19 protein-coding genes are annotated in these 24,355 nt (G+C 49.2%); all 19 read left to right on the forward strand.

Annotation, left to right across the window (positions count from 1 at the left end; all coding sequences use genetic code 11):
* Positions 1 to 181 precede the first annotated feature (181 nt).
* The 19 genes from KO518_RS06785 to KO518_RS06875 all read left to right on the forward strand — a co-directional run bounded on the left by KO518_RS06785 (position 182) and on the right by KO518_RS06875 (position 24,262).
* Positions 182 to 946, forward strand: coding sequence for a SapC family protein (locus KO518_RS06785; RefSeq protein ID WP_216025068.1), 765 nt, complete (start codon positions 182 to 184; stop codon positions 944 to 946).
* A 312-nt stretch (positions 947 to 1,258) separates the two neighbouring features.
* Positions 1,259 to 2,707, forward strand: coding sequence for an ATP-binding cassette domain-containing protein (locus tag KO518_RS06790; protein ID WP_216025069.1), 1,449 nt, complete (start codon positions 1,259 to 1,261; stop codon positions 2,705 to 2,707).
* A gap of 342 nt (positions 2,708 to 3,049) precedes the next feature.
* Complete coding sequence (mraZ, locus tag KO518_RS06795) at positions 3,050 to 3,508, forward strand: division/cell wall cluster transcriptional repressor MraZ (protein ID WP_216025070.1); 459 nt, start codon at positions 3,050 to 3,052, stop codon at positions 3,506 to 3,508.
* Complete coding sequence (rsmH, locus tag KO518_RS06800) at positions 3,505 to 4,443, forward strand: 16S rRNA (cytosine(1402)-N(4))-methyltransferase RsmH (RefSeq protein ID WP_216025071.1); 939 nt, start codon at positions 3,505 to 3,507, stop codon at positions 4,441 to 4,443. The genes mraZ and rsmH overlap by 4 nt, the downstream gene beginning before the upstream one ends.
* On the forward strand, positions 4,440 to 4,781 hold the full coding sequence (gene ftsL, locus KO518_RS06805; protein WP_216025072.1) for a cell division protein FtsL: 342 nt from the start codon (positions 4,440 to 4,442) through the stop codon (positions 4,779 to 4,781). Before rsmH ends, ftsL begins: the two co-directional genes overlap by 4 nt.
* A complete protein-coding gene (locus KO518_RS06810) occupies positions 4,778 to 6,553 on the forward strand; it encodes a penicillin-binding protein 2 (RefSeq protein WP_216025073.1) in 1,776 nt (591 codons plus the stop codon). Before ftsL ends, KO518_RS06810 begins: the two co-directional genes overlap by 4 nt.
* The gene (locus KO518_RS06815; RefSeq protein WP_216025074.1) at positions 6,543 to 8,069 is read left to right on the forward strand and encodes a UDP-N-acetylmuramoyl-L-alanyl-D-glutamate--2,6-diaminopimelate ligase; all 1,527 of its coding nucleotides are present in this window, start codon (positions 6,543 to 6,545) and stop codon (positions 8,067 to 8,069) included. The genes KO518_RS06810 and KO518_RS06815 overlap by 11 nt, the downstream gene beginning before the upstream one ends.
* Positions 8,069 to 9,472, forward strand: a complete 1,404-nt coding sequence (gene murF, locus KO518_RS06820) for a UDP-N-acetylmuramoyl-tripeptide--D-alanyl-D-alanine ligase (protein WP_216025075.1) — start codon at positions 8,069 to 8,071, stop codon at positions 9,470 to 9,472. The genes KO518_RS06815 and murF overlap by 1 nt, the downstream gene beginning before the upstream one ends.
* On the forward strand, positions 9,466 to 10,548 hold the full coding sequence (gene mraY, locus KO518_RS06825; RefSeq protein ID WP_216025076.1) for a phospho-N-acetylmuramoyl-pentapeptide-transferase: 1,083 nt from the start codon (positions 9,466 to 9,468) through the stop codon (positions 10,546 to 10,548). Before murF ends, mraY begins: the two co-directional genes overlap by 7 nt.
* A gap of 3 nt (positions 10,549 to 10,551) precedes the next feature.
* Positions 10,552 to 11,877: a UDP-N-acetylmuramoyl-L-alanine--D-glutamate ligase gene (murD, locus tag KO518_RS06830; RefSeq protein WP_216025077.1), complete on the forward strand. Its 1,326-nt coding sequence runs from the start codon at positions 10,552 to 10,554 to the stop codon at positions 11,875 to 11,877.
* Positions 11,874 to 13,160, forward strand: a complete 1,287-nt coding sequence (ftsW, locus tag KO518_RS06835) for a cell division protein FtsW (RefSeq protein WP_216025078.1) — start codon at positions 11,874 to 11,876, stop codon at positions 13,158 to 13,160. The genes murD and ftsW overlap by 4 nt, the downstream gene beginning before the upstream one ends.
* Positions 13,153 to 14,226 (forward strand): undecaprenyldiphospho-muramoylpentapeptide beta-N-acetylglucosaminyltransferase, encoded by a 1,074-nt coding sequence (murG, locus tag KO518_RS06840; RefSeq protein ID WP_216025079.1) that lies wholly within the window; start codon positions 13,153 to 13,155, stop codon positions 14,224 to 14,226. Before ftsW ends, murG begins: the two co-directional genes overlap by 8 nt.
* Positions 14,226 to 15,671, forward strand: coding sequence for a UDP-N-acetylmuramate--L-alanine ligase (gene murC, locus KO518_RS06845; protein WP_216025080.1), 1,446 nt, complete (start codon positions 14,226 to 14,228; stop codon positions 15,669 to 15,671). Before murG ends, murC begins: the two co-directional genes overlap by 1 nt.
* On the forward strand, positions 15,671 to 16,615 hold the full coding sequence (locus KO518_RS06850; RefSeq protein ID WP_216025081.1) for a D-alanine--D-alanine ligase: 945 nt from the start codon (positions 15,671 to 15,673) through the stop codon (positions 16,613 to 16,615). Before murC ends, KO518_RS06850 begins: the two co-directional genes overlap by 1 nt.
* A 12-nt stretch (positions 16,616 to 16,627) precedes the next feature.
* Positions 16,628 to 17,356 carry a cell division protein FtsQ/DivIB gene (locus KO518_RS06855; RefSeq protein WP_216025082.1) on the forward strand — a complete coding sequence of 243 codons (729 nt, stop codon included), beginning with the start codon at positions 16,628 to 16,630 and terminating at the stop codon, positions 17,354 to 17,356.
* Between the two features lie 18 nt (positions 17,357 to 17,374).
* Positions 17,375 to 18,604, forward strand: coding sequence for a cell division protein FtsA (gene ftsA, locus KO518_RS06860; protein ID WP_216025083.1), 1,230 nt, complete (start codon positions 17,375 to 17,377; stop codon positions 18,602 to 18,604).
* A gap of 111 nt (positions 18,605 to 18,715) precedes the next feature.
* Positions 18,716 to 19,879 (forward strand): cell division protein FtsZ, encoded by a 1,164-nt coding sequence (gene ftsZ, locus KO518_RS06865; protein WP_216025084.1) that lies wholly within the window; start codon positions 18,716 to 18,718, stop codon positions 19,877 to 19,879.
* Between the two features lie 152 nt (positions 19,880 to 20,031).
* A complete protein-coding gene (lpxC, locus tag KO518_RS06870) occupies positions 20,032 to 20,943 on the forward strand; it encodes a UDP-3-O-acyl-N-acetylglucosamine deacetylase (RefSeq protein WP_216025085.1) in 912 nt (303 codons plus the stop codon).
* A gap of 196 nt (positions 20,944 to 21,139) precedes the next feature.
* Positions 21,140 to 24,262 carry a ligand-binding sensor domain-containing diguanylate cyclase gene (locus KO518_RS06875; protein ID WP_216025086.1) on the forward strand — a complete coding sequence of 1,041 codons (3,123 nt, stop codon included), beginning with the start codon at positions 21,140 to 21,142 and terminating at the stop codon, positions 24,260 to 24,262.
* Positions 24,263 to 24,355 lie beyond the last annotated feature (93 nt).

A 24,355-nucleotide genomic window follows, 5' to 3' on the forward strand; every position in this document is an offset into this window, starting at 1 on the left:
CAACAGGCTAGTATAATAATCTTCGTGGTGATCCTTTCCCTATCTGCGTTTGAAAAATGCGTCAAATCACTTTGTATTGACGGGATGATGCAGGTATCACAGGCCATTCTCCAATGGGACATCCCAGCAGGTGAATACCAATTAAACGATTACCACCACAAAACGTAATGAGAACAGAATTATGGCGATTAACTACATACCGCTGAATAAAGAAAATCACAAAGACTTAAAAGTAGCGGTGAATAATGCATTCGCTTTTGCAAAAAACACGCATTTGTCTGCTGCTTCAATTCGCGAATATGCACAACTGGCTGCGTCAATGCCACTTGTATTCATTCAGGATCCAAAAACAGAGCGTTATCATTCGGTAGCGATGCTGGGGATGGACCAGGGTCAAAACCTGTTTTTGCAGGGCGATAAGTGGAACGGCCCCGCAGTACCTATGAATATTTTGCGTTATCCTTTTGATATTCGTCCTGACGGGGACAAACTCGGTGTCTACATCGACGAAAACAGTGACCAAGTCGGCACAGAAGAAGGCCAGGCTCTGTTTAAGGAAGATGGGTCTCCTTCAGAGTTTCTCGAAAATCGTCAAAAATTCTTGGGTGATTTGGCGAATAGTGAAATGCTAACTCAGCGTTTCATCAAAGCTGTGATTGATTTGGAACTCCTCGATGCCATTCAAATCCGCGTGACATACAAAGACGCACAGCAACGCAATGTAACTGGTATGTTCAGCATTAATGAAAAACGTTTAATTGAGCTGCCGGAAGAGAAAGTTATCGAACTTCACAAGCAGGGTTTCCTGGGCGCCTTGTACGCAATGATGCTGTCTATGGGACAGCTGAATCGCTTAGTTGAACTGTCAAACAGTACTGACAACCCAATTGTGAATATGCAAATCGTCGCAGACTCTGCTCACGCGCAGCCTGCTGAAAAAGCGTAATATTGTTCGCTCAGGCCCGTCGGCTGTCTCAGGCTATCCACACCGTGGTGCCTGAGGTGCGCGGGGCCTGCTAATTCATTGCCAAGGCTGTAAATGACGCCTCCATTGTGTCTTGTTATCCGCTGAAAGTTCACACATTATTTCACCAATCCCATTCCCATTGTGCTGACTTATCTCAGTTGACGTTACACCACGGGGAGCCATCCTCTGTTGTTGCGGCTGTCCGCTGTGGCTAAAAAACAATACATTATCGCATTCGTTCTTATTTATTATTCGCGTTGCTGCATAATACACTTATAGCAGGAGAGTCAGATGATAGAAATTAATCAATGCACCGTGGCTTTTAACCCCGACTTTTCATTTTATGTGGATGCCTGCCATATCGAATTGGGTAAACACGTGGTGGTGGTTGGCGCCAATGGTAGCGGCAAATCTGCGCTAATTGCAGCGCTGGCAGGAGAAGGGGAATGTCAGCTAGGAGAGCGACGAATTGAAGGGACAGTGGGCTGGGTGAGTACTGCTCAGCAATTGGCGTTAATTGCAGAAGAAAAGAAAAAGGACGATGCTGATATTCTCGATGTTGTGCCCGTGCCCAGTTCTGCCAGGGAGGTGATTTTTCGCAACTATCCCTCTCTCACGATGCAACAGGAAGCTCGTTTCCGCACCCTTACCGAGGGCCTGCGTATGTCGCATTTCCTCAACAATAGCTTTTTGGGCTTGTCCACGGGCGAAACCCGCAAGGTTCTACTGGTGAAAACCTTGTTGGAGACCCCTGATGTGCTTATTTTGGATGAACCCTGGGACGGGTTAGATGCCGAATCTGCGGCCTTTCTTTGTGCGTATCTAGAAAGAATTCATCATAGCTGTACCCAGGTTCTGGCCATTAATCGCTTGAGTGAAATTCCACAGTACATGTGCCGGTTTATCGTCATGAAGCAAGGCAGTATAGCCGGGCAGTCTTATGGTGATGCGTTGACAGACGACGATAAAAATCATCTTCGTCACTTACTTCACCTGGAAAGTGTGCCTAAGGCGCTGCCATTAAAAGACCTGGACCGATTCGCGCCCAACATGGCAGCTGGTGAACCAGTACTGATTCGCCTGCGCGACGGTAAAGTGAACTATGACGGCAGAACTATTTTCAGCGGCCTTACCTGGCAGATTAACAAGGGAGAGCACTGGCAAGTGGTGGGCCCGAATGGTTCTGGAAAAACTTGTTTGTTGTCTATGATTACGGGCGACGATCCGCATTGCTACACCAACGATCTTATGGTGTTCGGATTTCAGCGGGGCAGTGGGGAAAGTATCTGGGATATCAAACAGCATATAGGTTTAGTGTCGAATAGTTTTCACTTGCAGTACCGGGTAAATTGTTCCGCCTTACACGTGGTGTTGTCGGGTTTTTTTGACAGTATTGGCTTATATGAACAACCCACGGTTAAACAGAAGCAACTTGCAAGAGAGTGGCTTGCGTTGGCGGGAATGAATGACAGAATAAATACGCCGTTTCAGTCGTTGTCTTTTGGCGATCAGCGTTTACTACTGATTGTCCGCGCGATGGTAAAGCATCCTGCACTGCTCATTCTCGATGAACCCTGTAATGGTTTGGACGAAATTAATCGGCTAAAAGTCCTGGCTCTGTTGGGGATCATTGCCAACGGAGGAGAGAGCACATTGTTATACGTCAACCATCACCGGGAAGATCGCATTGCTGGAGTAAACCGGGTATTAGATATGACCCAATACAACCCGGCTAAATAGTATGAAAACCGGGGTGATTCCCGGTTTTCTCTTTTCAGTCTCCCTGTTTTAGCTTTTATTTCCACAGTGAATCGCCACAACCTGAAATTAATTTTCCTCCCTACCCATGCCTTTTTTGTCATCTTTTCATAGGTTTTGCCAGTGTAGCTGTATATAAAAACAGTGTTAAGGCCAGAAAATACGTGGGTTGCAGCCCTGTTTTTACTTGACAGTGGGGAATGTAGAGACCAAACTGTCCAATAAGTGGGTAAAAGTGGCAAATTGTGGATCGCATCATCAACATTTGCAGGTCGGTACTCAGAAAACAAGAACAATAAGAGCACAAAATAAAAGGCTAGGGGAATGTTCCGCGGCGCTAATGCAATCAATCTGGATCCCAAAGGTAGACTGGCTATACCAACAAAATACCGCCAGTCACTTCTGGATGATTGTAATGGACAGCTGGTCTGCACGATCGATACACAACAAAGCTGTTTGCTGCTTTATCCGCTTCCCGAATGGGAGGAGATCGAACTCAAGTTGAGCAAGTTCTCCAGTATGATTCCGGCTGAGCGCCGGATGCAGCGGCTGCTTCTGGGCTATGCCACAGAAGGTGACATGGACAAGAGCGGCCGTTTTCTCCTTTCTGCCCCATTGCGCCAGCACGCTAACCTCAGCAAAGAAGTGATGCTTGTTGGACAGCTTAACAAATTTGAAATATGGGACGCAGAAGTTTGGGCGAAACAAATCGACGCTGATATGGAAACTGAGCGCGATGGTGCCTTTGAACTGACCGACCGCCTGCAGGAATTTTCACTATGAGTAACAACCCATTCAGCCATGTATCGGTGTTGCTTAACGAGTGCATTGAAGCTTTGGCCATTAAACCAGACGGTATCTACATTGACGCCACTTTTGGTCGTGGCGGTCACTCGGGAAAAATTCTCGAAAATTTAGGTGGCGAAGGTCGGCTTATTGCATTTGATCGGGATCCTCAGGCCATTGAAGCCGCAAAGCAATATCAACAGGACCCCCGTTTTACCATCATCCATGAGCCTTTTGGTGAGATGGCTGTTGTGATTGAACGCATGTCCCTGACGGGAAAAATAGACGGTGTACTGATGGATTTGGGGGTGTCATCTCCCCAGTTAGACGACGCCAGCCGGGGTTTCAGTTTTATGAAAGACGGCCCGTTAGATATGCGCATGGATACCAGTCGCGGGCAGAGTGCTGCGCAATGGCTGGCGAGCGCTGAAGAGCAGGACATCACTCAGGTTATCAAAGAATTCGGAGAAGAAAAATTCGGTAAGCGAATAGCCCACGCAATCGTTGAACATCGCAAAACCTCGCCTATCACCAGAACTGCTGAGCTGGCTGCTATTATCGACAAAGCAGTACCTGTGAAAGACAAATACAAACATCCGGCAACCCGTGCGTTTCAAGGGATCCGCATTTATATCAACGCGGAATTGGAGCAGTTACGAGTGGGCTTAAAAGCGGCTGTTGAAGTACTTGCACCGGCAGGGCGATTAGCAGTTATTTCCTTTCACTCTTTGGAAGACAGGCTGGTAAAGCGATTTATTAAAGAACAAAGCCGAGGCAAAGTCGTTCCCCACAATTTGCCGGTAACCCAAGCGGAGATTGATGCTGAAAAGGTATTGAAGGGGTTGGGAAAAGCCATTAAACCCTCTGAGGAGGAGGTGGCGCGAAATGTGCGTTCCAGAAGCTCAGTACTGAGGGTGGCCGAAAAGTTATGAGCCAGCGTCGGCAAGACAGGGGAGCAACCCCTACAAACTTCAGCCTGGTGCTGATTCTGGTCTCTGATTTGACCCGCAACAAGTTGCGGGTTTTGTTGTATTTAATGGTTGTGACGAGTGCTGTGACTGTAGTGTTAGCCAGCCACCTTAACCGTCAGCAGAACATCGCCATGGAAAAACTGATGCAGCAAAAGGATGACCTGGATGTGGAATGGCGCAATCTGGTACTGGAGCAGCGCGCATTGACAGAACACAACCGAATTGAAAACGAAGTAGAGAAGAAGCTCGATATGTATCGTCCCACAGCTGATCAGGAAGTAGTGGTGAAGTTGAAATGAGCCCGTTTAACATGCCAGAGAATAAAACGACAAAAGGCGCAAAGCAAAACATCACGCCATCGCTGATGCGTTGGCGGTTTTTGTTGGTTATTGCTTTGGTAATTGGCGTTTTTGCCGGGTTGGGCGCACGCGCAGCCTATATTCAGGTAATTGCGCCGGACAATCTTATTCAACAGGGCGACTACCGCACCATGCGTACTCGCGATATGCCTACATACCGGGGCATTATTACTGATCGCAACGGTGTGGAGTTGGCTGTCAGTGTACCGGTAAGGGCAATTTATGCCGATCCTAAAGTAATTCACGAACAAGGTGGGCTCGAGCAACGAGAGCGCTGGGAAGCGCTGGCCGATGTGTTGGGACGAGATGTAGAAACATTGCGCAGCAAGGTGCAAAACCCAAAACGACGATTTGTTTATCTACAGCGACAGGTGTCGCCAGCCATGGCTGATTACGTGGCAAAACTGGATATTCCGGGCATCTACTTGCGAAGGGAAAGTCGCCGTTATTATCCAAACGGGGAGGTTACAGCGCAATTAATTGGTATAACCGATGTGGATGATACCGGCATTGAGGGGCTGGAAAAGCTTTACGATGATTGGTTAACCGGTACTCCAGGGTCAAAGGTTATCCGCCGTGATGCCAAAGGACGCCAGGTGGAAATTCTCAAGTCAACGGACGGAGAGGATGCTGGAAATATAAAACTAACCATTGACCAGCGAATTCAAGCACTTGCATATCGGGAAATCAAAGAGGCTATGATTTACTATCAGGCGGCCTCTGCGTCAGCCATTGTGTTAGATGCGCACAGTGGAGACATTTTGGCGATGGTCAATGCCCCTTCGTTTAATCCTAACGACAGAAGTGACGTTTCTCCCCATCGCATGCGCAACAGGGTACTAACCGATGCTTTTGAACCCGGTTCTTCGTTGAAACCCTTGGCCGTATTGTCAGCGCTTGAGTTTGGCAGTGTACAAGTGGGCGATATTGTTGACACTAATCCCGGGTGGATGCGCTTAGGGGGCAGCCTGGTAAAAGACTCGCGCAATTACGGCAAACTGACCTTAGAGGGGATTATCCAGCATTCATCCAATATGGGAACATCTCGACTTGCCTTAGGCGTCCCTAAACCCTTTTTGCTCGACACCTATTACAACATGGGGTTGATGAGTGACACAGGTACTAACATGCCTGGAGAAAGTAACGGTATCTTCCACGAGCGTAGTCGCTGGTCAGATTTTGAACTGGCTACATTGTCATTTGGATACGGGATCTCTGTGACCACAGCGCAACTTGCCCGCATGTACGCCACTCTGGCGAATGGCGGGGTAAGTGTCCCGCTAAATATTGTGAAAAAACCACAAAGTACAGGTTATAAGCCCGAGCCTTTGCAAGTGGTGTCACCGGAACATGCCCGTGCCGTACTTACCATGATGGAAAGTGTTACGCAGCGGGGCGGAACCGCTACTAAAGCCGCGGTTCCAGGATATCGAGTAGGTGGTAAAACAGGTACAAGCCGAAAGGCGATTGCCGGAGGATACGGCGACGAATACGTAAATATCTTTGCCGGTGTTGCCCCTCTGTCTGACCCGCAGATTGTAACTGTGGTTCTGATTAATGAACCCGGCGGCGACTTATATCACGCTGGCGATACAGCGGCGCCGGTGTTTTCAGAAATTATGGGTGGGGCGCTACAACTGCTGAACATTCCACCAGATGACAAACAGGTTACGTCAACCAAGTGGTTGGATGGAGGTCGTAATGGTAGTTAGTGCCTTTGAGCAAAGTTTAGGCGTTTTGCTGGCGAAATTCGGTATTAATGCACCTGATGTTCGAATTCAAGGCCTTACGCTGGACAGTCGCGAAGTAACGCCAAAACTTGCCTTTGTGGCTGTAAATGGACACAGCCAGGACGGACGTGCGTTCATTCCCCAAGCCATCAGTTTAGGTGCTAAGGCTATTCTCGCGCAAACGGAAAAGGTTCGCGAGCATGGTCGCATGGAAATGCGCGGCAATACCATTATTGTTCATCTGTATGAATTAAGAGACATTTTGTCTTCGTTGGCAGGGGCGTTTTACGATTACCCTGGTACGAAAATGCGCTCCATAGCGGTGACCGGAACAAACGGTAAAACATCAGTGGTACAGATGCTTTCGCAACTTACCACTCGCAGTGGTACCCGATGTGGTGCGGTCGGCACCCTGGGTGCGGGAATTTACCTTGGTGAGAATACAAAGTGGGACGCCACGCCCGGTGGCAATACCACACCCGACGCCATTCGAATGCAGTACATTTTGGCAGAGTTTGTGCAACAGAGCGCTCGGCAAGTAGCGTTTGAGGCCTCTTCTCATGCTTTGGTTCAAGGGCGGTTGAGCCAGGTCAAAACTGACATAGTGGTGTTCACCAATTTGTCCAGAGACCATCTTGACTATCACGTCACCATGGACGAGTACGCAAGGGCTAAAAGACAGGCCATGACGCTTCCCGGCGTGAAAATCATTGTTGTGAACCACGATGATAAAGAAGGTTTGAACTGGCATCGCAATAAACCCGATGGCGTGGAAACGGTGTGGTTTGGCTTGCAATCTTTGCCCGCTGAATTGTCAGAACATCGCCATTGTTTGGCCACAAATGTGGAATACCATCCTGGAGGATGTCAGTTCACGCTAACAACAAGCTGGGGAAGTCGAAATGTGAATGTTCCCGTATTGGGCGCATTCAATGTGCAGAACCTGTTGGCAGTGATAGCTGTGATGTTGGTTCAGGGGCTTCGTTTTGAAGATGTGTTGAGTTTGTTGCCAGTGGTAAAACCCGTACCTGGCCGCATGGAAGTTTTTCAATTTGAAAACCACGCCAATGTGATTGTCGATTATGCCCATACACCGGATGCTCTCGAAAAAGCACTTTCAAGTGTGCGAGCCCATACAAACGGTGATGTTTGGTGTATTTTTGGTTGCGGTGGAGACAGGGATAAGGGCAAACGACCATTGATGGGCAGCGCCGCTGAAGCAGGGGCTGATCACCTGGTTATTACCACAGACAACAGCCGATCTGAATCACCCGTTGCCATCGCGGCGGATATCCGAGCAGGACTGACATCATCCACGGTTGCTGTGGATGAGCCCGACAGAGAGACGGCCATTCGCTACTGCCTGAACAAGGCGGCACCGGGAGATTTGATCCTGGTGGCTGGCAAAGGCCACGAAGATTATCAAATCATCGGTGACCAAAACAACAATTATAATGAGCGAGCAGTAGTAGCGCGCTTGCAAAGGGAGTACAGCTAATGATTAAAACTACGCTGTCCTGGATTGCCGATAATGTTAAAGGCACCCTGAAAGGGGATGACCGGGAAGTAAACGGAGTGAGCACGGATACGCGCACACTCCGGCAGGGAGACGTTTACATTGCCCTTAGTGGCGAGAATTTTAACGGCCATCGCTTTGTGGCATCAGCCGAGCAAGCGGGTGCAAGTGCTGTGATTGTCAGTGAGGCAGTGAATACGTCACTGCCAGTGATCAATGTTACGGATACCAAATTGGCCTTGGGTTTATTGGGCGCCGCGGTGAAAGCGAATGTTGCACCAAAAACCATCGCTATTACAGGTAGTAGTGGTAAAACCACAGTAAAGGAGATGACCGCTGCTATCTTAGCTCGTCGGGGCAAGGTACTGGCCACGGCAGGAAACTACAACAACGACATTGGAGTTCCGCTTACCCTGTTGCGGTTGGCACCAGAGCATGATTATGCGGTGATGGAGTTGGGGGCCAACCATCAGGGCGAAATTGCTTATACCACTGAACTGGTAAAGCCCGACGTGGCGACTATCGTAAATGCCGCTGCTTCTCATCTCGAGGGTTTCGGTAGTTTGCTCGGTGTTGCAAGGGCCAAGAGTGAGATTTTTAAAGGTTTAGGAGCCGACGGTACTGCGCTGGTCAATGCTGACAGTCAGTTTGCTGATTTTTGGATGGGTAAACTGAAAGGCACCTGCGTTAAAACCTTTTCCCCCAGTCAACAGCACAGTGCAGATTTTCGTGCAGAAGACATCATCATTGGTCTGGATGGCTGTGCTGAATTTAATCTGGTTACTCCGCGAGGGCAGATCGCGATCCAATTAAAAGTACCGGGTGCGCACAACGTGGGCAATGCCATGTTGGCGGCGGCGCTAAGTCTGGAAGTGGGGGCATCGCTGCAGGATGTGCAAGCAGGATTGCTGGATATGGCGCAGGTTAAGGGGCGTTTAGACGTGAAGGTGATCTCTGAGCATTTCAGGCTGCTGGATGATACCTACAATGCCAATGTGGCGTCGGTGAACGCAGCAATTGATACCCTGTCAAATTTTTCGGGCCTTCGGATACTGATTTTAGGTGACATGGCAGAGTTGGGTGAAAAGGCCCGCTTTTACCATCGGCAGGTAGGAGAATACGCCGAACAAAAAGGCATCGATTTTCTGTTTACCTTGGGAAGCTTAAGCCAAAGTGCCAGCGCTGTATTCGATGAGCGAGGGGGACACTTCGGCGATGTTGACAGTTTAGTGGCACAGCTTAGTGATGTGGTTATGGCTGATCAGCGGGACATTTCGGTGTTAGTCAAAGGTTCGCGTAGTGCGCGCATGGAACGGGTTGTAGATGCCATTGAGGTATCTCGCCTGGGAAAGTTTGAACGCCGTCGGGAGCGCATTGCATGTTGATATGGCTGGCCGACTGGCTTAAACAATTTGAACCGGGGTTCTTCGTTTTTTCGTACCTGACACTACGGGCAATTCTGAGTACCCTCACGGCACTGCTTATTGCAATTATCATTGGGCCCAAGATGATTCGTTGGTTGCAACGTCTTCAAATCGGACAAACCGTGCGTGACGACGGCCCGCAAAGCCATTTATCCAAGGCCGGCACGCCTACAATGGGTGGGTTGCTGATCCTCTTTGCCATTGTCACCAGCGTGTTGTTATGGGCTGATCTCACCAATCGCTACGTTCTGGTTACGCTGGGCGTGGTTATTGGCTATGGCGTCATCGGGTTTGTTGACGACTATCGAAAAGTGATTCGAAAAGACGCCAAAGGTTTGATCGCGAGGTGGAAGTACTTCTGGCAATCAGTGATTGCTATTGGTGTGGCTTTTTATCTGTATGCGTCTGCCAATCTCGCCGCTGAAACCGCCTTGTTGGTGCCCTTTTTCAAGGAAGTTATGCCCCAACTAGGGCTTTTTTACATGGTAGTGGTGTATTTTGCCTTGGTGGGCACCTCCAATGCTGTCAATCTCACCGATGGGTTGGACGGGCTTGCCATTGTACCTACTATTCTGGTCGCTGGCGCACTCTCAATATTTGCCTATGTTACCGGCAATGTTAATTTTGCTGAGTACCTGAATATTCCCCACATTCCCCTGACCAGTGAGTTGGTTATTGTGTGTACTGCTATCGTGGGGGCCGGATTGGGCTTCCTGTGGTTCAACACGTATCCCGCACAAGTGTTTATGGGCGATGTGGGCTCCTTAGCGCTCGGTGGAACCCTGGGGATTCTCGCAGTACTCGTGCGGCAGGAAATCGTACTTATCATTATGGGTGGGGTATTTGTCATGGAGACTGTATCTGTGATTTTACAGGTGGGGTCGTTCAAGCTCAGAGGCAAGCGCATTTTCCGCATGGCGCCAATACACCATCATTTTGAATTGAAAGGCTGGCCGGAACCCCGGGTAATCGTGCGGTTTTGGATTATCTCTCTCATCCTTGTATTAGTCGGTTTGGCGACATTAAAACTACGGTAAATCATGGACGCATTTTTGCTATCTCAACAATTTGTGGTGGCCGGGCTGGGCCTGACAGGACAGTCGGTTATCCGCTTTCTCCTTGAAAGCGGTGCCAGCGTAAAGGTGTGGGATACCCGCGAGTCGGCAGATATTCCCAATACCGTTACTGTGCCTGTTAGTCTGGGAACCGTGCCAACAACGTACTGGCAGAATGTTGATACACTGGTATTGAGTCCGGGTATATCGCCTTTTCATCCGTGCGTAGTCGATGCCCGTGAACAAGGAGTGGACATTATCGGTGATGTGGAGTTATTCGCTCGCATTAACCGCGCGCCGGTTCTGGCTATTACAGGTTCCAACGGCAAGACAACGGTGACCCAGCTTACTTCCCATATACTCAATGCCTGCAGAGGTAACGTATGCGCAGCCGGAAATGTTGGTAAACCCGTACTCGACACCTTAGGTGAGCATTGGGACATGCTGGTACTAGAGCTTTCCAGTTTTCAGCTGGAGTCTACGTACTCCCTCAATGCACTGGGGGCTACAATCTTGAATATTACTGATGATCACCTTGACCGTCACGGTACGATGGCTGCCTATGCCGCGGCTAAACAGCGTATTTACCGACACAGTGAGTATGCGGTTATCTGGCGGGGACACGGAGAAACATATCCAGTCAATGGCCCGCTGGCAGACAAAAAATCACAATGGGTGAGTGTTGGACTTGACCTCTCGTCAACCGATTTTGGTTATGCAGACAATCACATTACCTGGCAGGGTGAGGCAATACTGAATATGAATGATGTGGCGCTGGTTGGCCAGCACAATATCCTCAATATTCAAGTGGCACTGGCGCTGTGTGTTATCGCCGGAGTGGAACCCAGTGAAGCAGCAATGGAAGTTGGGACATTTAAACCTGCGCCTCACCGCTGTGTTGAAGTGGCTCACACACGGGGAGTGAGGTGGATAGACGATTCTAAGGCGACCAACATAGGTGCCACACTGGCCGCACTGGAAGGCCTGAGCAATGGTAACGTTGGCAAGCTTATTCTGATTGCCGGTGGTGATGGTAAAGGTGCCGACTTTAGCGTCCTTAAAGGAGCGTTTTCCAAGTACGTTGACGTACTTATTACTATGGGCAAAGACGGCAAAGCTATGGCTGATTTGCTGCCCGGGGCACATTACGTACACGATATGCAAGCCGCGGTTTCTCTGGCTACTGAGTATGCTACTGCCGGCGATATTGTTTTGCTTTCACCGGCGTGTGCAAGCATTGATATGTTCGACAACTATATGCACCGGGGGCAGGTATTCGCGCAGGCTATTGGGGAGGTAAGCGGGACATGACCAGTACTGCCACCAAACTGTCGGCGTTATTTGCTGAAAAACACGGTAGCGTGCCTTCCTCATCTCCTTACGATAAGGGGTTGATTCTGGTCGCTGTGGCACTGGCGTCACTAGGGCTTGTTATCGTGACATCTGCCTCCATGCCCGTGGCTGATCGACTGTATGGCAACCCGTTTTATTTTTCTATTCGCCACGGCATCTATTTACTGGCAGCTATTTTGGCGTCTGGCGTTGTGATGCAGGTACCTATGAATTTTTGGCGGGTTGTGAATCCGTGGCTGTTGTTAGCCGCCATCGTCCTGTTGCTGGCAGTATTGGTGCTTGGGCGCACCATCAATGGCAGTACCCGGTGGATAGTACTTGGCCCTTTGACACTGCAACCTGCTGAGCCAGCCAAACTGTTCTTTTTTACCTATCTGGCAGGGTACCTCGTGCGACGCTACGAAGAGGTCACTGAGAACATAAAAGGGTTTTTAAAGCCCTTGGTGGTGTTTTTCGTATTGGCGTGCCTGTTATTGCTGCAGCCCGATTTTGGCACCGTGGTAGTGATGTTTACCGCAACCATGGGGCTACTGTTTCTCGCCGGGGCCAGATTGTGGCAGTTTTTCGCTATTGTGTTTGTTGGGCTATTGGCCATTGTTTTTCTCATTGTGTTTGAAGAATATCGCATGCGAAGGGTTACATCTTTTTTAGATCCGTGGGCGGATCCGTTCGGGAGTGGGTACCAACTTACGCAATCTCTAATGGCCTATGGTCGCGGCAGTTGGTTTGGCCAGGGACTGGGTAACAGTTATCAAAAACTCGAATTCCTCACCCAGGCGCATTCAGATTTTATCATGGCTATTCTGGCGGAAGAACTGGGTTTTGTGGGGGTTATTGCTGTTTTGGGGCTCATTTTGTTTCTCGTGGTTCGGGCGCTGCAAATAGGCAACCGGGCATTGGCAAAACAACGTCCCTTTGAAGGCTACCTCGCGTACAGTATTGGGATCTGGCTGAGCTTTCAGACGGCGGTGAATATTGGCGCCAGTGCAGGCATGCTTCCCACCAAAGGATTGACTTTACCGCTGATTAGTTACGGTGGGACCAGTTTGATTGTGATGTCGGTGTCGATAGCCATGCTGTTGCGCATTGATTTTGAATTGCGGGTAGACGGGGTTCAGGCCTTAGGCCGCGGGGATAAGCGCAAAGCCGTGAAAAAGAAAACCGACGCGGTGTCTGCGTCTTCAAAGGAACAGATTACAGCCATGTTGGAAGACGTGGAGCGGGAGGCGTTGAATGACTAAGCGCTGCCTCATCATGGCGGGTGGTACCGGTGGTCACGTGTTTCCCGGGCTTGCCGTTGCCCATCAACTCAAGGACGCAGGTTGGGAAGTGCACTGGCTGGGGACAGCGGAACGTATGGAAGCTCAGGTAGTCCCACATCACGGTTTTCCTATTCATTTTATTCATGTAAAGGGCCTGCGTGGCAAAGGTATTGGCGCAAGAGTGAGCGGCGTGACGGCATTACTCAAAGGGTTGTTCGAAGCCAACAGAGTGATAAATCAGGTTAAGCCGCATCTAGTGTTGGGGTTTGGCGGTTATGCCAGCGGTCCTGGCGGCGTTGCCGCTTGGTTAAAGCGCATACCGTTGCTCATACACGAGCAAAATGCTGCCGCGGGTATGACGAATAGACTTCTGGGTCGCTTGGCTAAAATTATATTCCTCGGTTTTGAGCAGGCCAGAGGGGGCTTTGGTCATCACGCGAGGAAGGTACAGGTGGTGGGAAACCCGGTGAGAGATGCCATTGTGTCCTTGCCGGTGAAAACGGAAAGCCACTCGCCGTTACGAATGCTGGTTATAGGCGGTAGTTTAGGCGCCAGAGCATTGAATGAAGCCGTACCGGCAGCCTGTAAAAACCTTTACGGTTTAACCATTCGGCATCAGGCAGGCAAAGGCAATGCCGAGTCAGTTAAGCATGCTTATGGCAACGGTAGCGTGGATGTACAGGTAAGTGAGTTTATAGAGGACATGGCCAGCGCGTATGCGTGGGCCGATTTCGTCGTTTGTCGGGCCGGTGCTTTGACGGTAGCTGAGGTGGCTGCTGCGGGCTTGCCCGCAATTTTCGTGCCTCTGCCCCATGCGGTAGACGATCATCAAACGAAAAACGCGCTTTCTTTGGTCGAGGCCGGTGCAGCGAAATTAATTGCCCAGGACGAACTGGAAACGACACTGGTAAAGTATATAGAAGCCTGGTTGAGACAGCCACAGACCTGTTTGTCCATGGGGCGTCAGGCAAGGTTAGCCGCCAAAATAGAGGCAACACAGCAGGTCGTCGCACAATGCGAACTGCTGATAGGAGATAAAGCATAATGGTAGGTGAGAAGCCCTTTCAAAGTCCGCAAATGCGTAAAGTAGCACGTATCTTCTTTGTCGGTATTGGTGGTGCGGGAATGGGCGGTATTGCAGAAGTCCTGTTGAACGAGGGTTATGATATTGCCGGTTCTGACATTCAGCCCGGCGCGATGACCGATCGACTACAAGGGCTTGGGGCGGACGTGTTTATTGGTCACAGTGCCGACAATGTGACCGATGCAGATGTGGTTGTAGTATCGAGTGCAATTAATGAGGCAAACCCCGAAATTCAATATGCCAGATCTCATCGTATCCCTATTATTCGGCGGGCAGAAATGCTGGCGGAACTCATGCGTTTCCGCCACGGCATTGCGGTTGCAGGAACCCATGGTAAAACCACTACAACGAGTCTTATCGCTACCATATTTGCAGAGGCGAAATGCGATCCAACGTTCGTTATTGGCGGGTTGCTAAACAGCGCTGGCACTAATGCAAGATTAGGCAAAAGTCGTTATCTCATTGCCGAAGCCGACGAAAGTGATGCGTCGTTTTTGCACTTGCAGCCCATGGTCTCAGTGGTAACCAATATCGAACCGGATCACATGGGGACCTACGAGGGTGACTTCAATAAAATGAAAGACACCTACATAGAGTTTTTACACAACCTGCCGTTTTACGGACAGGCGATTTTGTGCGGTGACGATCCAGTCATTCAGTCACTTCGCCCGAGGATTGGACGAAACATTTTAACCTACGGCGTCGATCCGTCGAACGATGTCAGCGCAAGAAATATTCGCCTGGGGTTCGGTCAGTCGCGTTTTGAAGTGATTCGGCCCGACAAGCCCCTGTTACACGTCACGCTAAATCTTACGGGAATGCACAATGTGCTCAATGCGTTGGCTGCCATCAGTGTTGCAACGGACGAAGGCGTGGACGATGAAGCCATCGTCAAGGCACTGGCGTCCTTTGGCGGAATAGGCAGGCGATTCGAAGTACTGGGTGACTATACTACGAGCAAAGGGCAGGTGTGTCTGGTGGACGATTACGGCCATCATCCCACTGAAGTTAAAGCAACGGTAGCTGCCGCTCGTTCAAACTGGCCGCAGAAACGGTTGGTGATGGTTTATCAGCCGCATCGCTATACCAGAACCCGGGATTTGTACGAAGATTTTGTTGAAGTACTGTCTCAGGTGGACGTGTTATTACTGCTGGACGTGTATGCGGCCAGTGAACAACCCATAGACGGAGCCGATAGCAAATCGCTTTGCCGATCTATCCGATTGCGGGGACAGGTGGAACCGATTTATGTGGGCGACCCTAGCGCATTGGGTGATATTCTGGCAAACGTGATGCAGGAAAACGACGTGATAATGACCCAAGGAGCGGGTAATATCGGTCAAATTGCAAAAAAACTGGCAAAATTTGATCTCGAACCAAAAAAATTTCAACGTGAGTGGCTGTAATGGTTGACCCGGTAAATGCACAACAATTTGGACGCGTGGCCGTTATGTTCGGAGGGGACTCAGCAGAGCGGGCTGTGTCGCTGAACTCGGGTAAGGCCGTTCTAAACGCACTATTGAGGCAGGGGGTAAATGCCTGTGCATTCGATCCAAGAGAAAGGCAATTAACTGATTTAATTGAAGAAAAATTTGATCGTGTACTTATTATGTTACATGGTCGAGGTGGTGAAGATGGTGCCATGCAAGGAGCGCTACAACAGCTTGGTATCCCCTATACAGGGAGTGGTGTACTCGGGTCTGCTCTTGCCATGGACAAGATCCATACCAAACAAATTTGGCAATGTCTGGGACTATCTACTGCAAAATATCGAATTGCCGACAAAAGTGACTTTGAAGCTGGATCGTGCGGGGCTATAATGATGGAGTTGGGGAATGAAGTCATGGTCAAGCCGGCCCGGGAAGGTTCCAGTATCGGGATGGCGAGAGTGACAAGCGCTAAACAACTAGAAACTGCCATTCAAGAAGCCTTTAAATACGATAATCAGGTTTTGTTAGAGCAGTATATTGATGGCCCCGAGTTCACTGTTTCTGTTTTGCAGGGCAGGGCGTTGCCATCAATCCGCATGTCTACCCCACACAATTTTTATGATTACGCGGCCAAGTATCAGGATGATACCACCGTTTATCACTGCCCCAGCGGTTTGTCGGCAGACAAAGAAGCCGAGTTGGCTGAACTGTCACTAAGAGCATTTAATGCGCTGTCGTGCAGTGGCTGGGGCCGTATTGATGTTATGCAGGGCGCTGAAGGAGAGTTCTATCTCCTGGAGGCGAATACCGTACCTGGAATGACCGAAAAAAGCTTGGTGCCTAAGGCTGCCAATGTGGCGGGATTAGATTTCGATGCATTGACGATGGCTATACTTGCCACCAGCTTATCGGATTCGTGACAAGGGCATAGGATGGCAGAAGGGAAACACAAACCGATCCGCATTTGGTCAGGCGTTATTTTCCTGGCAATGGTTATCACCGGATTGATAGTGGGGGCCAAGAATATTCGCGACTATCTGCAGGACGCGCAGCGCGCACCCGTTCAGGTAGTGGATTTTTCGGGCGACTTCAGCCACGTGAACATTGTGGGACTGGAAAGATTAATCCGGGAATCTCAACCGGGAAGTTTTTTCGCACTAGATGTAAATGAAGTCTACAAACTAGTGGAATCGCAACCCTGGGTTTATCGAGCGTCGGTTCGCAAGCAGTGGCCGAACACGTTGAAGATTTATCTGGTAGAGCAAACGCCGGTTGCGCAGTGGAATGATGACTTTTTGCTGAATCCCTATGGAGATACGTTCAGCGCTCGTGCAGATGAGCAAACCCTGCCCCGGTTATACGGGCCCGGTGGCAGTGAAAAAACGGCACTGGAAGGCTATAACGCGATGCAGTCGTTGTTGGCGACGACATCAATGCCCATTGCAGAGTTGTCGTTGAGCGAGCGGTTCGCCTGGGAAGTCCAGTTGAATAATGGCGTCAGACTAAATCTGGGCCGCAAAGAATTTATTGATCGTCTGCAGCGTTTTATCGATGTTTATCCGTTGCTGGTGAAACAGCCAAAGGCTGTTAAATATGTGGATCTGCGTTATGACACCGGGCTGGCAGTAGGCTGGGTAGAAGCAGAAGACAAAGAAAGTTAATAAGAGTTTAGGAACACAATGTCAAAAACCGCTGAGCGTAATCTGATTGTCGGTCTGGATATCGGCACCAGCAATGTGAAAGCCGTTGTCGGTGAATTGCTGGATGACGATCAGATCAGTATTGTGGGTGTTGGAACCCATCTGGCACAAGGTATGGATAAGGGCGGTGTCAACGACCTCAATCTGGTGGTTAAGTCTGTGCAGCGTGCCGTGAGCGAAATGGAACTGATGGCGGATTGCCGTGTATCTTCTGTGTTTATGTCGATTTCAGGCCGCCATGTAAAATGCCAGAACGAGAGTGGCATGGTGCCGATTAACAACCAGGAAGTGACCCAGGAAGACGTTGACAATGTGATCCACGCCGCCCGTTCAGTGCCGATTGCTGCGGAACGCCGATTGTTACACGTGCTTCCTCAGGAATTTACCATTGATGTACAGGAGGGAATTAAAAACCCTGTAGGTATGTCTGGAGTGAGAATGGAAGCGGAAGCGCACATCATCACCTGCGCTGACGATATGGCAAAGAACCTGGTGAAGTGTATTGAGCGCTGTGAATTGCATTCTGATCAGCTTATATTCTCGGCGTTGGCTTCCAGTTATGCAGTACTGACCGACGATGAGCGCGAGCTGGGCGTTTGTGTGGTGGATATTGGCGGCGGTACTATGGATATTGTCATTTACACCGACGGAGCTATTCGTCACACCGCTGTAATCCCGGTTGCAGGAAATCAGATCACCAGCGATATTGCGAAGATTTTCCGCACCCCAATCAGCAACGCAGAAGAAATAAAAGTGAATTATGCCTGCGCGCTGAAAGACATGGTAAGCATGGAAGAAAATATCGAAGTACCCAGTGTAGGAGGCAGACCGGCCAGAGCGATGTCGAGACATACGCTGGCGGAAGTCATTGAACCTCGCTACCAGGAATTGTTCGAACTGGTACAAAATGAGATCCGTGCCAGCGGTTTTGAAGAACAAATAGCTGCCGGTTTAGTTTTAACTGGCGGTACAGCTAAAATGGAAGGTGCGGTGGAGTTCGCAGAAGAACTCTTCCAGATGCCTGTCAGAGTAGGTAAACCAATAAATATGCGCGGTTTATCGGAATATACCGATGACGCAAGTTTTGCAACTGTGGTGGGTTTGCTCCACTATGGGAAAATGCAATCAGAAAATAAGAAATCCAGTAAGCAGAAGTCCGGTGAGAGTTTTTTTCAACGTGTGCAAAGCTGGTTTAAAGGCGAGTTTTAATTTTAATTTTTGGGGGCGCTAAGACTACGGCATACGGTCGCACGGAAGCATTCGATCGACATCATATGACCTGGCTTAGTGTTGTTAGACGTACCAATCCGGAGAGTAAGTATGTTTGAATTAATGGATAGCCACGGCGAAGAAGCCGTAATCAAAGTTATTGGCGTCGGTGGTGGCGGTGGTAACGCCGTAGAGCACATGGTTGCTCAGAACATCGAAGGCGTTGAGTTTATCGCGGTAAATACCGATGCGCAGGTTTTGCGTAGCTCAAGTGCTGACGTCACACTACAAATAGGATCTTCTGTAACTAAAGGCCTCGGAGCTGGCGCAGATCCTAACATTGGTCGTGAAGCGGCACACGAAGACCGTGAAACCATTCGCCAGTCGCTTGAAGGGGCTGATATGGTATTCATCACTGCCGGCATGGGCGGTGGCACGGGTACGGGCGCAGCACCGGAGGTCGCTAAAATTGCCCGCGAAATGGGTATTTTGACCGTTGCCGTGGTTACTAAGCCATTCCCGTTTGAAGGCAAGAAGCGCACAGCCTTTGCCGATCAAGGTATTGTTGAATTGGCGAAAAATGTCGATTCGCTTATTACCATTCCCAATGAAAAACTGCTTAAGGTCATGGGGCCGGGTACACCGCTGTTACAGGCGTTTGGTGAGGCCAACAACGTTCTCAATGGTGCGGTGCAAGGCATAGCTGAACTGATCACCCGCCCAGGTCTGATTAACGTCGATTTCGCCGACGTGAAAACCGTGATGTCAGAAATGGGCACAGCCATGATGGGTACAGGTGTTGCTTCAGGCGCAGATCGCGCTGAAGAAGCTGCAGAAGCGGCAATTGCCTGTCCGTTACTAGAGGATATTGACCTGTCGGGTGCCCGGGGCATTCTGGTTAACATTACTGCCGGCCCGGATTTCTCTATCGATGAATTCGAAACCGTGGGCAACGCAGTCAAAGCTTTTGCTTCAGAAAATGCGACTGTGGTGGTTGGTACTGTTATCGACATGGCGTTGGAAGACGAGTTGCGCGTAACTGTGGTGGCCACGGGTATTGGAGCAGAGCGCAAGCCGGATATCTCTCTTGTGAGTTCAGAAGGTGCTCGTTTGTCTGGTTCAGCCCGCGAGTTTGGTACGTCATCAGCGACGGAAAACCGCAGTGTTGGCACTACCGATGGCAATCAGGCCCTTAAGGTCGACAATGAAGCTCAGCCTAACAGTGATTTGGAATATCTTGATATTCCGGCGTTTTTGCGTAAACAGGCAGATTAACTTCTGAATATTTGCGGAATTAATTTTCGCAAATGTTGTCATAGGCAGGTGTAGTGGTGTGAAATCACGGCTGCGTATGGTCAAAAATTTGACAAAATGGTCAAGTTTCTCTACAATGCGCGACCGCTTTTTGAACAGGTAAAAGCAACGACATGATCAGACAACGTACAATTAAGCAATCGGTGCAAGAAACTGGCATAGGCTTGCACAAAGGGGAAAAGGTCACCATGACTCTCCGGCCTGCGCCTGCGAACACGGGAATCGTGTTCCGTCGCATTGACCTCACCCCGTTTGTTGATATTCCTGCACGCGCTAACGCCGTGGGAAATACGCAATTGTGTACGTGCATAAATAATGATGATGGCGTCAGCATTAACACTGTAGAGCATTTACTGTCAGCCATGGCAGGCTTGGGAATTGATAACATAATTGTCGAGGTCGACAGTAATGAGCTGCCAATAATGGATGGCAGTGCCAGCCCGTTTGTGTTTTTGTTGCAATCTGCCGGTATTGAAGAGCTGAATGCGCCAAAACGGTTTATTCGAATCACTAAAACAGTGCGGGTAGAAGATGGTGATAAGTGGGCTGAATTACGCCCTTACGACGGCTTTAGGGTTGATTTTAGAATCGATTTCGAGCACCCGGTTATCAGTCAGACCCGCCAGCACATGGTTATGGATTTTGATAGCTGTTCTTATGTTAGTGAAATAAGCCGCGCGAGAACGTTTGGTTTTATGCGTGATTTGGAATATATGAATGCGAATAATTTAGCGCTGGGTGGCAGCATGGAAAACGCTGTAGCGCTGGACGACTTTCGCATTCTGAATCCTGAAGGACTTCGCTATGACGATGAATTCCTCAAGCACAAAATCTTAGATGCTGTTGGTGATTTGTACATGGGTGGACACAGCATTATTGGTGAGTTGTCAGCGTATAAAACCGGCCATGGGTTGAATAACATGCTGCTCAATGCCGTTCTCGAAAAAGAGGATTGTTGGGAGTATGTGACGTACGAAAATCAGGATGAATTACCCATTCGTTACGCAGAACCTGTATTGGCTTAATAGAAAAACCGTCTCCCCCAGACGGTTTTTTTGTACTTATCTATTAATTTTAATACCTGTTGCTCACCAAAGTATAAGGCCTGACATCGGACCTTTTGCCATCTACATGCTATGCTAAATACAGATTGTATCGTGCTATGCACGTTATGCTCTCTGCGCATCTGCCAATTTAGTCTTCTCAGTGATGGTGTTAGAATTGATAGTTAAATCGAAACAGACTCGCCTCTGTCATTTTTCTTCCTGTTGGTATTCGCTAGCAGGCACCGTGTTGCTCGGTTTATCGCTATTGCTCTCGCTTTGCTTCCTCCGTATTACTGTTGCATCTCCGTTGTCGAAAGATAGCAATGTCATTCGCTTTAGCGATTACCACCATCGAACATGGACAACGCGCCATGATATGCCGCAGATCTCTGCGGTAGGTATTGCTCAGGATATGGACGGTTTCATTTGGGTTGCGACGGAAGGCGGGTTAGCCCGATTTGACGGCTATAAATTTACTACGTTTAACGCCAGTCAATCGCCGGTTTTCACCGATCCTATATTGCGTACGCTGTTAGTCGATGACGAGAATCGTTTATGGGTAGGCAGTGCAGACGGGTTGTTGGTAAAAGAAGAAAAAACGTTTTCACGCATAGACTACAACAACAGAAGTATTGGAAAAGTAGAGGCGCTCGCGATTTTCAACGGACGTGTATATGCTGGGGCGAATGGGTTATATGTAGTTGAAAAAGGTGAGCGAGAGGTTAGCTTATTAAGCCCGGATGAAAAACAAGTTACCCAGCTACTGTCTGATGACGACCGCCTCTGGGTGGCCCTGTCTAATCGGTTGTATTACCTCGATATACATCAAGACCTCTATGAGGTTCCAGCGTTACGCCTTCCAGATAATACTCAAATTACAGAACTGCTGCGGTATCAGGGGGATTTGTTAATAGGAACGACAGGTGGATTATTTGAGTTACAGAGCGATGGAACGCTTGTTCGACGGAACTTCGAAGGAGCAGATACGTCAGGTGTGATTCAGTTGCTGTATGAAGATGCATCCGGCGCGTTGTGGATATCGGTAGACCAATGCTTATTACAGATAGCTGGCAATGTGATAATCGATCGCATCGACAAGTTGCCAGACAATACCCGCCCGTGGTATGTGACAGCGTTCGAAGACAGTTCCGGTCATCTTTGGCTGGGCAGTAAAAGCCATGGCCTGCAACGGCTGCGTTATGACGGAACGCGGAATTTGGGCGTGGAAGCGGGTTTGGGGGAACCATATGTGTGGTCGTTTTTGGCCACAGAACAAGGAATGATAGTTGGGGGCAACGACGGCTTATACCGTTTGAAAAATGGTCGTTTCTCCCCCCTTATCAATGATACAAGTGTATTGCCTAATAAAGTGGTGTATAGCCTTTTCCAGGATAGTAATAACAGTATATGGCTGGGGACACGGTCAGGCGCAGTAACGCTTAACTCGGATTTTGAAGTGGTGAACCGGTTTCCTTCGTTGCGGGGGGGGCAGGTGAATGGCTTCAGTGAAGATCACAATAACCATATATGGATTGCAACGCTCAAGGGGTTGTACCGCTTTGACGGCGAAACACTGACGAACGAAACAGAGCGATTTAATCTTGCCAGTGAAAGTACCCGTACCGTTCATACCGACCAATACGGTGTGGTATGGGTGGGTACAGCGCGTGGTTTGTATAGGATTGAAGGCGATATGGTCAGCAACTTTGCCGACAATCCTATTCTGGGCGTAGCTTCAATTACACATATCAATGAACTTGACGACGGTCGTCTTATTGTTGGTACGTTCCAGCATGGCTTTGCCGTTCAACAAGGGGATGGCTGGCGAATTTTGGAAGCGGGAAAACTGCCTGCAGAAGGCACACTCTTTGCGGCTCAACACCGCGATGAACTTTTGGTATCAACCCTGAAGGGGATGTACAGCCTGCCAGTGAAAGATCTAGCGTCTGGCGGCGAGTTGAACCCTACGGTTATCATTGATGATCACGGCCCTGAATCTACTATCGACGGGATCCGTTGTTGCAATGGTGCTGGAAACGGCAAAGGGTTTTACTCAGACGACGTGTTGTATTTACCAACGCTCAACGGCGTGGGTGTAGTGGAACTAAATAGCACATCACAATCTTACGCCCGTCCATTGCCCGTTATTGAGGGCGTAGAGGTGAACGGACATTGGTATCGAGGCAATGATATCCGTTTACCACAAGGCGAGCGTAATCTGCGTTTTGAATATTCAAGCCCTCTTTACTACCGCAATGGTGCCGTGCGCTTTCGCTATCGCTTAATCGGTTATGACAAAGCGTGGACGCAGACGTCGGTGAGACGGGAAGCATTTTATACCAACCTGCCCGCGGGAAATTATACCTTTGAATTACAGACCAGATTAGCTGAAGAGACACAGTGGTCGGCGGCGGATACCCTGTCACTAACCATTCCCGCGCTGTGGTTTGAGCAATACTGGACCAGAATGCTGATCGCATTGCTGTTAGTGTGTCTTGTATGGGGCGTCCTTCGGATACGCACACGCTCTTTACAGCGAATTAGGGCCAGACTTGAGCGTATGGTTGACGAGCGCACCGTTGAGCTGGACAACGCTAATAGAAAGTTAGAAGAGGCTAATCGCCGTTTGGAAACGGCTAGCATGACAGATGCATTAACCGGCCTTAAGAACAGGCATTATCTGGATGTGTATATCGAGAACATTATTGCCCGAACGCAAAGAAGTCAACTTGGGCTGTATTACATTATTCTGGATATTGACGATTTTAAAATACTGAATGATGAGATGGGCCATGCGGTAGGCGATGAAATATTGGTTCACTTTAGCCACTTGCTGACGAAAGCGACACGGAGTACTGACCACGTCATTCGTTGGGGGGGAGAAGAGTTTCTTGTTCTGCTTGACGGCAGCATGTCGGTCGATGTATTCCTGGAGCGCCTGATGTCGTTAATTAGTTCGACCACCTGGCCATTTGAGGCACAACTGCCGAAAAAGCCAAGTTGTTCCGCGGGTGTGTGTTTCCACCTGACCAATAAAGCCGATTCCTGGACAACATCCCATAGCCTTATCCTGGCAGATAAAGCCATGTATCTGGTCAAGCGGTTCGGCAAAGCGGGTTGGTTGGAATTAATACCCTCGTCCACACTACCGGATGACATATTGACAAAAGTGACCAAAGGCAAGCCGGAGAGACTGGTCGCTTGCGATTATTTCGAAGTGCGCGGATCGGTTCACATTTTACAAGCCTTGTCGCAGATAAATGATAACGTTGTTCCATTTCTGGAAAAGCAGGATTAATGCAAAAAACAGCACCTGGAGGAAAAAAATCCCACGGGTGTAGACATTGGTATTTGTTCATTTGCGTTAACAACGGTAAACTAGCCTCCGGTT

This window comes from Aestuariibacter sp. A3R04 (assembly GCF_018860805.1).
Classification (GTDB): Bacteria; Pseudomonadota; Gammaproteobacteria; order Enterobacterales; family Alteromonadaceae; genus Alteromonas.

Excerpts from the sequence above, each read along its gene's own strand:
- KO518_RS06785 (WP_216025068.1), top strand. The coding sequence starts at position 182 with ATGGCGATTAACTACATACCGCTGAATAAAGAAAATCACAAAGACTTA.
- KO518_RS06790 (WP_216025069.1), top strand. The coding sequence starts at position 1,259 with ATGATAGAAATTAATCAATGCACCGTGGCTTTTAACCCCGACTTTTCA.
- mraZ (WP_216025070.1), top strand. The coding sequence starts at position 3,050 with ATGTTCCGCGGCGCTAATGCAATCAATCTGGATCCCAAAGGTAGACTG.
- rsmH (WP_216025071.1), top strand. The coding sequence starts at position 3,505 with ATGAGTAACAACCCATTCAGCCATGTATCGGTGTTGCTTAACGAGTGC.
- ftsL (WP_216025072.1), top strand. The coding sequence starts at position 4,440 with ATGAGCCAGCGTCGGCAAGACAGGGGAGCAACCCCTACAAACTTCAGC.
- KO518_RS06810 (WP_216025073.1), top strand. The coding sequence starts at position 4,778 with ATGAGCCCGTTTAACATGCCAGAGAATAAAACGACAAAAGGCGCAAAG.
- KO518_RS06815 (WP_216025074.1), top strand. The coding sequence starts at position 6,543 with ATGGTAGTTAGTGCCTTTGAGCAAAGTTTAGGCGTTTTGCTGGCGAAA.
- murF (WP_216025075.1), top strand. The coding sequence starts at position 8,069 with ATGATTAAAACTACGCTGTCCTGGATTGCCGATAATGTTAAAGGCACC.
- mraY (WP_216025076.1), top strand. The coding sequence starts at position 9,466 with ATGTTGATATGGCTGGCCGACTGGCTTAAACAATTTGAACCGGGGTTC.
- murD (WP_216025077.1), top strand. The coding sequence starts at position 10,552 with ATGGACGCATTTTTGCTATCTCAACAATTTGTGGTGGCCGGGCTGGGC.
- ftsW (WP_216025078.1), top strand. The coding sequence starts at position 11,874 with ATGACCAGTACTGCCACCAAACTGTCGGCGTTATTTGCTGAAAAACAC.
- murG (WP_216025079.1), top strand. The coding sequence starts at position 13,153 with ATGACTAAGCGCTGCCTCATCATGGCGGGTGGTACCGGTGGTCACGTG.
- murC (WP_216025080.1), top strand. The coding sequence starts at position 14,226 with ATGGTAGGTGAGAAGCCCTTTCAAAGTCCGCAAATGCGTAAAGTAGCA.
- KO518_RS06850 (WP_216025081.1), top strand. The coding sequence starts at position 15,671 with ATGGTTGACCCGGTAAATGCACAACAATTTGGACGCGTGGCCGTTATG.
- KO518_RS06855 (WP_216025082.1), top strand. The coding sequence starts at position 16,628 with ATGGCAGAAGGGAAACACAAACCGATCCGCATTTGGTCAGGCGTTATT.
- ftsA (WP_216025083.1), top strand. The coding sequence starts at position 17,375 with ATGTCAAAAACCGCTGAGCGTAATCTGATTGTCGGTCTGGATATCGGC.
- ftsZ (WP_216025084.1), top strand. The coding sequence starts at position 18,716 with ATGTTTGAATTAATGGATAGCCACGGCGAAGAAGCCGTAATCAAAGTT.
- lpxC (WP_216025085.1), top strand. The coding sequence starts at position 20,032 with ATGATCAGACAACGTACAATTAAGCAATCGGTGCAAGAAACTGGCATA.